General features: G+C 70.4%; 12 protein-coding genes. 6 read left to right on the forward strand and 6 right to left on the reverse strand.

Annotated elements, in window-relative coordinates; translation table 11 throughout:
- The first annotated feature begins 27 nt into the window (after positions 1 to 27).
- Positions 28 to 336 (forward strand): SH3 domain-containing protein, encoded by a 309-nt coding sequence (locus tag EFK10_RS36620; RefSeq protein WP_240677695.1) that lies wholly within the window; start codon positions 28 to 30, stop codon positions 334 to 336.
- Between the two features lie 162 nt (positions 337 to 498).
- Positions 499 to 675 carry a hypothetical protein gene (locus EFK10_RS48070; RefSeq protein WP_164836295.1) on the forward strand — a complete coding sequence of 59 codons (177 nt, stop codon included), beginning with the start codon at positions 499 to 501 and terminating at the stop codon, positions 673 to 675.
- A 7-nt stretch (positions 676 to 682) separates the two neighbouring features.
- Here EFK10_RS48070 and EFK10_RS36625 read toward each other — a convergent pair whose 3' ends face one another.
- From EFK10_RS36625 to EFK10_RS36640, 4 genes are all read right to left on the reverse strand, one after another.
- Positions 683 to 1138, reverse strand: a complete 456-nt coding sequence (locus tag EFK10_RS36625; protein WP_127359951.1) for a hypothetical protein — start codon at positions 1136 to 1138, stop codon at positions 683 to 685.
- 32 nt (positions 1139 to 1170) lie between these two features.
- Complete coding sequence (locus tag EFK10_RS36630; RefSeq protein ID WP_127359952.1) at positions 1171 to 2703, reverse strand: SulP family inorganic anion transporter; 1533 nt, start codon at positions 2701 to 2703, stop codon at positions 1171 to 1173.
- 8 nt (positions 2704 to 2711) lie between these two features.
- A complete protein-coding gene (locus EFK10_RS36635) occupies positions 2712 to 3314 on the reverse strand; it encodes a carbonic anhydrase (RefSeq protein ID WP_127359953.1) in 603 nt (200 codons plus the stop codon).
- Between the two features lie 123 nt (positions 3315 to 3437).
- Positions 3438 to 3842, reverse strand: coding sequence for a hypothetical protein (locus tag EFK10_RS36640; RefSeq protein WP_127359954.1), 405 nt, complete (start codon positions 3840 to 3842; stop codon positions 3438 to 3440).
- A 148-nt stretch (positions 3843 to 3990) separates the two neighbouring features.
- Between EFK10_RS36640 and EFK10_RS36645 the strand changes: the two genes are divergently transcribed.
- The 3 genes from EFK10_RS36645 to proC are packed head-to-tail and all read left to right on the forward strand — an operon-like array spanning position 3991 to position 6379.
- Positions 3991 to 4815, forward strand: coding sequence for an ABC transporter ATP-binding protein (locus tag EFK10_RS36645; RefSeq protein ID WP_127359955.1), 825 nt, complete (start codon positions 3991 to 3993; stop codon positions 4813 to 4815).
- Positions 4812 to 5549 carry an ABC transporter permease gene (locus tag EFK10_RS36650; protein WP_127359956.1) on the forward strand — a complete coding sequence of 246 codons (738 nt, stop codon included), beginning with the start codon at positions 4812 to 4814 and terminating at the stop codon, positions 5547 to 5549. Before EFK10_RS36645 ends, EFK10_RS36650 begins: the two co-directional genes overlap by 4 nt.
- A gap of 20 nt (positions 5550 to 5569) precedes the next feature.
- Positions 5570 to 6379, forward strand: coding sequence for a pyrroline-5-carboxylate reductase (gene proC, locus EFK10_RS36655; protein ID WP_127359957.1), 810 nt, complete (start codon positions 5570 to 5572; stop codon positions 6377 to 6379).
- Here proC and EFK10_RS36660 read toward each other — a convergent pair whose 3' ends face one another.
- Positions 6380 to 6949, reverse strand: a complete 570-nt coding sequence (locus tag EFK10_RS36660; protein WP_127359972.1) for a cysteine hydrolase family protein — start codon at positions 6947 to 6949, stop codon at positions 6380 to 6382.
- A 91-nt stretch (positions 6950 to 7040) separates the two neighbouring features.
- On the opposite strand from EFK10_RS36660, the gene EFK10_RS36665 reads away from it, so the two are divergent.
- A complete protein-coding gene (locus EFK10_RS36665; protein WP_127359958.1) occupies positions 7041 to 8015 on the forward strand; it encodes a GlxA family transcriptional regulator in 975 nt (324 codons plus the stop codon).
- Here EFK10_RS36665 and trpS read toward each other — a convergent pair.
- Complete coding sequence (trpS, locus tag EFK10_RS36670; protein ID WP_127359959.1) at positions 7982 to 8980, reverse strand: tryptophan--tRNA ligase; 999 nt, start codon at positions 8978 to 8980, stop codon at positions 7982 to 7984. The genes EFK10_RS36665 and trpS overlap by 34 nt on opposite strands.
- Positions 8981 to 9584 lie beyond the last annotated feature (604 nt).

Genomic DNA, 9584 nt, shown 5'->3' on the forward strand with positions numbered 1-9584 from the left:
AGGATGATCGGCAAGCGTGGACTGCTGATGGCCGGTTTGGCCGGAGCACTTGTTTTCGTGGTCGGAACTACCACCAGTGCAAGCGCGTCCACGCTGTACCAGGTCGCTCCGAATGTCCGGCTCAATGTCCACAGGGGCCCTGGTACGAGCTATCAGATCGTGAAGGTCCTGCCGTACGACGCCAAGGTGAACATCTACTGCCAGAGTCCCGGCACCACGGTTAGCGGCTATTACGGCACGTCGAGCATCTGGGACAACATCGGTCCCGACCAGTTCGTCTCCGACGCCTACGTCAACACCGGTAGCGACGGCTACATCGCGGGCCGCTGCGCCTGACGCCTTCGCATGGAGGCGGGGCGCGGAGGGGCAGGATGGAGGTATGACCAACCTGCCCCAGAGCGCCTTCGCCGCGTCGTTCAATTCCATAGCCGCGCTGTACGCGAGGACCTCGGTCTACCGCTGCGCGTCACGCAGCAGGACGTCCGGTGGACCCGGCGGGTGTCTCTCGACGAGCACCTGGCGAACCTCGCGACCCACTCCTACTTCGCGGTGCTCGGCGAGCAGGAGCGGGACGCGATCTTCGCCGACGAGCGCGCGGAACTGCTGCGGGTCTTCCCCGACGGCACTGTGGAGGAGCCGTACCGGGTCGACGTGACGGTCGCCGTCAAGCGTTAGTCACGACTCACAACTTACGGCGCGAGGCCGCCACCGATCCGACGACGCCCACCACGCCGGCGACGATCACGGCTCGCCACAGGCCGTCCCACAGGCTGCCGAAGAATCCCTCGGAGGTCAGGATCTGCCGCATGACGAGGTCGGTGACGAGCAGCGCACCGGCCGGCACCGCGGCGACCTGCCAGGGGTGGGCCCGGGCCCAGCGCCGTAGGCCGCGATCGGTGCCGGCCTTGCGGCCGAGGACCGCCCCCGTGCCGCCGACGAGGAAGAAGAGCATCAGGGCGACCGACAGGGAGCCGGCGAGGACGCCGAGCCCGAAGTGGCCGGTGACGCTGTCGAGGGCGAGCGACACGCCGCCGCCGATCGCGCCGACGGCGGCGGCGGGCCGCCAGGGCCCAAGAGTCGCGGAAGCGACGGCGAGCTGCCGCTTCTCGGTCCTGGATACATCGGTAGAACGCCTCATACCGCCACGGTCCTGCGCGGGCGGCCCGAACGCTATAGGGGATGACCCTGAGACAGCCCCGACGCGCTCACCGGCCTCTCGTGCGCGACCCGCACCGGCTCCACCCCCTCACCGTTGTGCCGGTCGGCCCAGCCCAGCAGGGCCATCTCGCACGCATGGTCGAGGTGTCGCAGCCGCCGCAGGTCCAGCTCGATGGGCCGGTCGCGCGGCAGCGCCTCCAACTGGTCGAGCAGCTTCGGCAGCCGCAAAAAGGTCGCGTTGCCCATGACCCGTACGGCCACGACGTCGCTTCCGTCGTCCATCTCCACATGCACGTGCGAGGTGTCCCACGCGGTCTTCACCACGGCCATCAGCAGCCCGAACACCACCCCCTCGAACATGTTCGTGACGACGATCGCGCCGGCCGTCGTGCCCAGCACCACCGCCTCGCCCCGGTGCTCGCGCCACAGGGCCCCCAGTGTCTTCACCGGAATGAGCTTCCAGCCCGCGACCACCAGCACGCCCGCCAGCGCCGCCACCGGGATCACGCCGAGTGCCCCCGGCAGCAGGACGACGAAGACCAGCAGCCAGACGCCGTGCAGCACCCGCGAGGCCTTGGTGCGGGCGCCCGCCTGCAGATTGGCCGCGCTGCGCACGATCACCGCGGTCATCGGCAGCGCTCCGAGCGCCCCGCACACCGCATTGCCCGCGCCCTGGGCCATCAGCTCCTTGTCGTAGTCCGTACGCGGCCCGTCGTGCAGCCGGTCCACGGCCGCCGCGCTGAACAGACTCTCCGCCGAGGCGATCAGGGTGAAGGCGAGCACCGTGCTGAGGGTCCCGATGTGGGCGAGCTGGGCGAATTCCGAACCGCCGGGCGGCTGGACGGCATCCAGCAGGCCCCTGACCTCCACCCGGGCCACCGGAAGATCGAACACCGCTGTCGCCGCCGTCGCCAGTGCGACCGCCGCCAGCGAGCCCGGCACCGTCTGCACGGCAGCGGGCAGCCTGGGCCAGACCATCAGCAGCACGATGGTGCCGGCGCCCAGCGCGAGCGCGGTCAGCGAGGGGCCGGAGCCGATGGTGTCCGCGACCAGACCCGGAATCCCGGCGAGCTTCGCCAGGCCACTGCTGGGCGCCTTGGCGTCGGCCAGCGCGTAGACCTGCCCGGCCATCAGGACCAAGCCGATGCCGGCCAGCATGCCGTGCACGACGGCGACGGATATCGCCCGGAACCAGCGGCCGAGCCGCAGCGCGCCCATGGCCAGCTGCAGCAGCCCCGCGGCCAGCACCAGCACGCCGAGTGCCCGCAGCCCGTACGACTGCACGGCTTCGTATACCAACACCGTCAGCCCGGCCGCCGGGCCGGACACCTGCAGGCTGCTGCCGGGCAGCAGCCCGGTGACCAGGCCGCCGACGATGCCGGTGACCAGGCCCAGTTCGGCCGGCACGCCGGAGGCGACGGCCACGCCCACGCACAGCGGCAGGGCGACGAGGAAGACGACGAGCGATGCCGTGAAGTCGGCCCGCAGAACGGACAGTCGGGGAACGGAGAGGGACGGTGGCAAGGGCAGGGGGAGGCGTCGCATACGGCGGCTCACAGGGGGAGGAAGGCGTCGACGGAGGGCTGGTGGGCGAGCACGAGGCCGGTGTGTATCTCGTAGAACCAGCCGTGCAGGCGCAGCTTCCGCTCGGCCAGCCGCTCGCGTACGCACGGATAGCCGCGCAGTCGCTCGAGCTGCTCGCGCACATGCCGCTGCACGGCCGAGGTGACGGCAGGGCCGTCGTCGTCCGGCAGTTCGTCCGGTACCTGCTCGGTCAGCCAGTCGCGGACGGCAGGTACGCCGCCGAGGTCGTCCCCGCGGGCCACGGCGCCCACGGCACCGCAGTGGGAGTGCCCGCACACGACCACGTCGCGTACGTCGAGCACGCGCACCGCGTACTCGACGGTGGCGGCTTCCGAGCTGGGCGCCTGCCCGGCCCGGTGCGGTGGCACGGCATTGCCGGCGGTCCGGAGCTCGAACAGCTCGCCGGGCCGGGCGCCGGTGAAGAGGGAGGGGATCACCCGGGAGTCGGAGCAGGTGATGAAGAGGGCCAGCGGGGACTGCCCGGCGGCGAGCCGCGCGAACTCCTCGCGCTCCTCGCTGCGGTTGGCGATCCGGTCGCTGAAGCCGCGGGCATGGTCAATGAAGGTCTGCATTGAAGGATGCCTCCAGTACGTCCCTGGCGCCCGAGTGGGGGAGCGGAAGGGGCGGTGGGGTGTTGGGCCGAGCCGGTGGTGGGGGGAGTGACACGTGCGCCGACGGCACCTGTCAGCCGCGGATCAGCAGCGGAACACCTGGTGGGCCACGGGTAGTTCACCGGATCTGCTCAGCGGTACCGCCTGCCGGGCCGTACGGGCCGCAGCCACCGGGGCGACCTGGCCGGCGCCCGGATCGGCGTCGGTCGGGCCGCCGTACGCGGCCGATCGCGAACGCGGGGGCGACGGGGAGTAAGGGGAACCGGGCAGCGCCATCAGCACGCCGGTGAAGGAGCCGCTGCCGCTGCGCTGGGCCGGGCAGCTTTCGCGCTTCGGCTCAGCGCGCTCGATGGGCTCCACCCGCTCGGCGCGGCCGACCGAGGACTCCGGGCCGGTGTGCGCGCAGGCCGGCCCCGCGGCGAGGAAGATGCCGAGCAGCACCGCCGCGCTCACCGCCAGGGCGCGCACAACTGCCGTGAGTCGACGCATGCTTCACCCCCGTCCCCGCTCTGGTCGTGATCTCCATATGACCAGATCCCAAGAGCATTTTGCAATCCCTTGGGTAAACGCTCTGTAAATGTCTGGTCGCTGGGTGCATCTCTTGACGGGAGTCGTGCGCCGGAGCATTATTCAGCGCATGATGAATAAATCTGAAAGGGCACCCGAGAGGGCAGCGCCGACGACCAGCGCCAGGCCCGCCGACGGCCCCGCCGTGCGCGCCCACGGCCTCCAGGTCGTCCGCGGCGGCCGCACCGTCCTGAACGCCCTCGACTTCGCCGTACCGCGCGGCCAGATCACCGGACTGCTCGGCCCCAGCGGCTGCGGCAAGTCCACCCTGATGCGCGCCATCGTCGGCACCCAGGCCCACGTCACCGGCACCCTCGACGTACTCGGCCTCCCCGCCGGCCACCGCACCCTGCGCTCCCGGGTCGGCTACGTCACCCAGGCACCCTCCGTCTACGCCGACCTGACGGTTCGCCAGAACCTGGACTACTTCGCCGCCGTCCTCGGCGCGCCCGCCGACGACACCCCGCGCGTCATCGCCGACGTCGACCTCACCTCCCACGCCCGCGACCTCGCCGGCAACCTCTCCGGCGGGCAGCTCAGCCGTGTCTCCCTCGCCGTCGCCCTCCTCGGCGAACCCGAGCTGCTGGTGCTGGACGAGCCCACCGTCGGCCTCGACCCCGTCCTCCGCCGCGACCTGTGGGAGCTCTTCCACCGCCTCGCCGCCGATCGAGCGGCCACGCTCCTCATCTCCTCCCACGTCATGGACGAGGCCGAGCGCTGCCACCGCCTGCTCCTCATGCGCGAAGGCCGCATCCTGGCTGGGGGCACCTCCCAAACGGAGTTTGGGGGAGAGTCGCCCGACGCCCTGCGGGAGCGTATGAGCGCACCCACCATCGAAGCCGCCTTCCTCCGCCTCGTCGACGAGGCCAAGTCCCTGCAGGAGAGCGCCCAGTGAACACGCACCGCACCCTCGCCACCGCCCGCCGCGTGCTGCTCCAGCTGCGCCACGACCCGCGCACCGTCGCCCTGATGCTCGTCGTGCCCTGCGTGCTGCTCGCGCTCCTGAACTGGGTCTACGACGCCAGCCCTCGCACCTTCGACTCCGTCGGCGCCTCGCTCCTCGGCATCTTCCCGCTGATCACGATGTTCCTGGTCACCTCCATCGCGACCCTGCGCGAGCGCACCTCCGGCACCCTCGAGCGGCTGCTCGCCATGCCGTTGGCCAAGGGCGACCTCCTCGCCGGCTACGCCCTCGCCTTCGGCGCTCTCGCCGCCTTCCAGGCCGTCCTGGCCACCGGCCTCGCCATATTCGTCCTCGGCCTCAACGTCACCGGGTCCGCCTGGCTGCTGCTCCTGGTCGCCCTCGCCGACGCCATTCTCGGCACCGCCCTCGGGCTGTTCGTCAGCGCCTTCGCCGCCAGCGAGTTCCAGGCCGTCCAGTTCATGCCGGCCGTGATCCTGCCGCAGATCCTGCTCTGCGGGCTGCTCGTTCCCCGCGCGAGCATGCAGCCCGTGCTCGAAGGGCTCTCCAACGTCCTGCCCATGTCGTACGCCGTCGACGGCATGAAGCAGGTCCTCACCCACACCGGCGTCACAGGCGACTTCGTACGCGACCTCGCCATCGTCGCCGGCTGCGCCCTGCTCGCCCTCGCCGGCGGCGCCGCGACCCTGCGCCGCCGTACCGCCTGAGACGGTGCGAAACTAGGGCCATGACCCAGAAAGTGGCTGTCCTCGGCACCGGCAAGATCGGCGAAGCTCTTCTCTCCGGCATGATCCGCGCCGGCTGGGCGCCCGACCAGCTCGTGGTCACCGCGCGCCGCCCCGCGCGCGCCGAGGAACTCCGGGCCCGTTACGGCGTCGAGGCGGTCACCAACGCCGAAGCCGCGAAGATCGCCGACACCCTCATCCTGGCCGTCAAACCGCAGGACATGTCCGCCCTGCTCGACGAACTCGCCTCGCACGTCACCGCCGACCGCCTGGTCATCAGCGCCGCCGCAGGGATCCCCACCGCCTTCTTCGAGGACCGCCTCGCAGAGGGCACCGCCGTCGTCCGCGTCATGCCCAACACGCCCGTACTCGTCGACGAGGGCATGTCCGTCATCTCCGCCGGCAGCCACGCCACCGAGGCCCATCTCCTCCGTACCGAGGAGATCTTCAACCCCGTCGGCAAGACGCTGCGCGTCCCCGAGAAGCAGCAGGACGCCGCCACCGCCCTCTCCGGCTCCGGCCCCGCGTACTTCTACTTCCTCGTCGAGGCCATGACCGACGCCGGCATCCTCCTCGGCCTGCCCCGTGCCCAGGCCCACGACCTCATCGTCCAGTCCGCCATCGGCGCCGCCATCATGCTCCGCGACTCCGGCGAACACCCCGTCAAACTCCGCGAGGCCGTCACCTCCCCGGCCGGCACCACCATCAACGCCATCCGCGAGCTGGAGAAGCACGGCGTACGCCACGCGCTCATCGCCGCCCTGGAGGCCGCCCGCGACCGCAGCCGCGAGCTGGCCTCCGGCCAAGGCTGATCAGAGCAGGTCAGCGGTCCGTACGACCGTCGCGAACCCACCACCGTGCAGATTCACGGCGGTGGCCCGCGCCAGTTCGTCGGCGGTCAGGGACCAGCCGAACGGCCCCTCCAGGTCGAAGGTGTACGTCGCGTCCAGCGGGTACACCACCTCGTACCCCAGGTTGCCGCCCATCCGCGCGGTCGTCTCGGTGCAGAAGTTCGTCTGGATCCCGGCCACCACGATCTGCCGGATGCCGTTCTCGTCGAGCCACCCACCCAGATCCGGCGTACCGATGAACGCCGAGTTCACGTTCTTCGTCAGGAACAGCTCCGGCCCCGCCCCCTTGCCACGCCGCTCCTCCACGAAGTCCTGCAGGTCATTCCCCTCCTGCCCAGGCCGCAGTGGCGAATCCGGCTTGAGCGAGTCGTGCCGTACGAAGACGACCGGACGCCCCGCCGCCTGCCAGGCGTCGAGCAGCAGCTCCATGTTCGCCTCGGCACCCGGGTTGTTCCGGCGCCCGTTCACCGGGTCGTCGAAACCCTTCTGCACATCGATCAGTACCAGCGCCGCGTTCTCCGCGATCTCCATGTTTCCCATAGCTACGATCCTGCTCACGCGCGGACGCCCCCGACAGTGGCAGCAAGGCCCACCATCGATGAATTAGTGCCACCATGGAGGCATGCAGCGCATCGCCCTCGTCGCCTTCCCGCGCATCCGCGCCTTCGACGTCGCCGTCATCACCGAGGTCTGGGGAGTCGACCGCACCGACCGGGGCGCCCCAGCCTTCGAACTACGCCGCTGCGGCCCGGACCGCGCCCCCGTCACCATGCCCGGCGGCCTCACCCTCACCCCCGACCGCGACCTGGACTGGCTGCGCAGCGCCGACCTCATCGTCGTCCCCGGCCTCGAGGAGCACCTCACACCGGTCCCGGAGCCCGTACTCGACGCCCTGCGCCACGCCCACCACGCCGGCACACCCATCGCCGCCCTGTGCGGCGGCGCCTTCGTCCTCGCCCAGGCCGGACTCCTCGACGGACGCCGCGCCATCACCCACTGGAACCTCACCGGCCTCCTCTCCGACGCCCACCCCGCCGTCCAGGTCGTCCCCGACGCCCTCTTCGTCGAGGACGGCGGCCTGTGGACCTCCGCAGGCGTCGCCGCCGGCATCGACCTTTGCCTCCACCTCGTCCGTACGGCCCACGGCGCAGAAGCGGCCGCCGCCATCGCCCGCTCCATGGTCACCGCCCCCTTCCGCACCGGCACCCAGGCGCAGTTCATCGAGCACCCCACACCCGGCGTCGACCGCGAGGCCGACGCCCTCGCAGACGTACGGGAGCGAGCCCTCCGGCACCTCGACGAACCGCTCACCGTCGCCGACCTCGCCGCCTGGGCCGGCATGTCCCCCCGCTCCTTCGCCCGCCACTTCGCCGCCACCACCGGCACGACGCCCCTGCGCTGGCTGCTCGACCAGCGCGTCTCCGCCGCCCAGAAGCTGCTGGAGCGCACCGACCTCCCCATGCCCGAAGTCGCCCGCCGCACCGGCTTCGGCAGCGAGATCACCATGCGCCAGCACTTCGCCGCCCGCCTCTCCACCAGCCCCCGCGACTACCGCCGCGCCTTTCACCCGGCCGGCAGAAGCCCGATCGCCCGGTAAGCCGCGTCAACCGTCGGCCGCGCCAACCCCCGCGCCCGCTCCGCCCCGGCCCGCAGCACCCCGTCCACATACCCCAGGTCCGTACACAACTCCGCATGCCGCTGCCGCAACGGCCGCAGCGCCTCCACCACCGCCTCGGCCGTGTCCTTCTTCAGGGCGCCGTACGAGTCGTACCCCTCGGCGAGCACCGACGGCTCCTCACCCGTGCAGCCCGCCAGGATGTCCAGCAGATTCGCCACCCCGGGCCTGGCCCCCCGGTCGTACTCCACTTCCCGGCCGCTGTCCGTCACTGCCCGCATGACCTTCTTACGGATGACGTCCGGCTCATCGAGGAGATAGACGATCCCGGGCCCCGCATCGTCCGACTTCCCCATCTTCGAACCCGGCTCCTGCAGATTCATCACACGCGCCCCCACCTCCGGATGCACCGCCCTCGGCACAGTGAAGGTGTGCCCGTACCGCTGGTTGAACCGCACCGCCAGATCCCGCGTCAGCTCCACATGCTGCGCCTGGTCGTCCCCCACCGGCACCTCGTCCGTGCCGTACGCGAGGATGTCCGCCGCCATCAGAACGGGATACGTCAGCAGAGACAACCGCACACTCCTGCCCCGAGCCCGCTCCTGCGCCTCCTTCTCCCTGTACTGGATCATCCGCCGCATCTCCCCGTCCGTGGCGGTGCACTCCAGCACGTACGCCAGCCGCGTGTGCTCGTCCACATGACTCTGTACGAACACCGTGCACACGGTGGGATCCAGCCCCGCCGCCAGCAACAGGCTCGCCGCCTGTCGACTCAGCCGCCGCACCCGCGCCAGATCGTGATCCTCGGTGAGCGCATGCAGATCAACGACGCAGAACAGCGCATCCGCGCGGTGCTGGTCCGTCTTCACCCACCTGCGCACCGCTCCCAGGTAGTTGCCCAGAGTCAGATGCCCCGTCGGCTTGATCCCACTGAAGATCCGCGTCATCTCTGCTGTCTCTCCCTCTGCCTGTCACGGCTGTGACCGCCGCTTCCGCCGGCCGGCGTGGGGGAACAGATACGCCAACGGCCGCCGAAGCGGCGGCCGTCTGATGCATGCGCTGAGCGTCGGCCGCCGTCAGGCGGGCCACCACTGGGTGCTGTGCGCATGCTTGGTCATGTCGGTCAGCCTAAGGTTCAAACCACTTGCGGGCCACAGGTTTGAACCGTTCGTGGGCGTGGTGTAGTGTCATCAAGCTGCTTCGGACCGGACACGATCCAGAGCAGCCACTCACGCCGCCCGGCGGCAAACCACTACTGCACGGCAACCCCTCGGGGTCAATTCCGGGGTGCCGGAATTTGATTCGACTGAGTCGATTATGACTCGGGAGGGAAATCCGCTAAAGTAGCGGACACGCCGGAAGGCGCGAAACAAAAAACCCCGCTCCAACAGGGGGCCGGAAACGAAGAGCGGAAACGCGAAACGGGTCTGGTAAGGTTGGAGACACGAAGGGAAAGCCCGGAGGGGCCGGTGAAACGGCCGCGAAGGAAGCTTCCGTTCCTTGAGAACTCAACAGCGTGCCAAAAGTCAACGCCAGATATGTTGATACCCC

The sequence above is a fragment of the Streptomyces soli genome (genome assembly GCF_003999195.1).
GTDB classification, from domain to species: Bacteria; Actinomycetota; Actinomycetes; order Streptomycetales; family Streptomycetaceae; genus Actinacidiphila; species Actinacidiphila soli.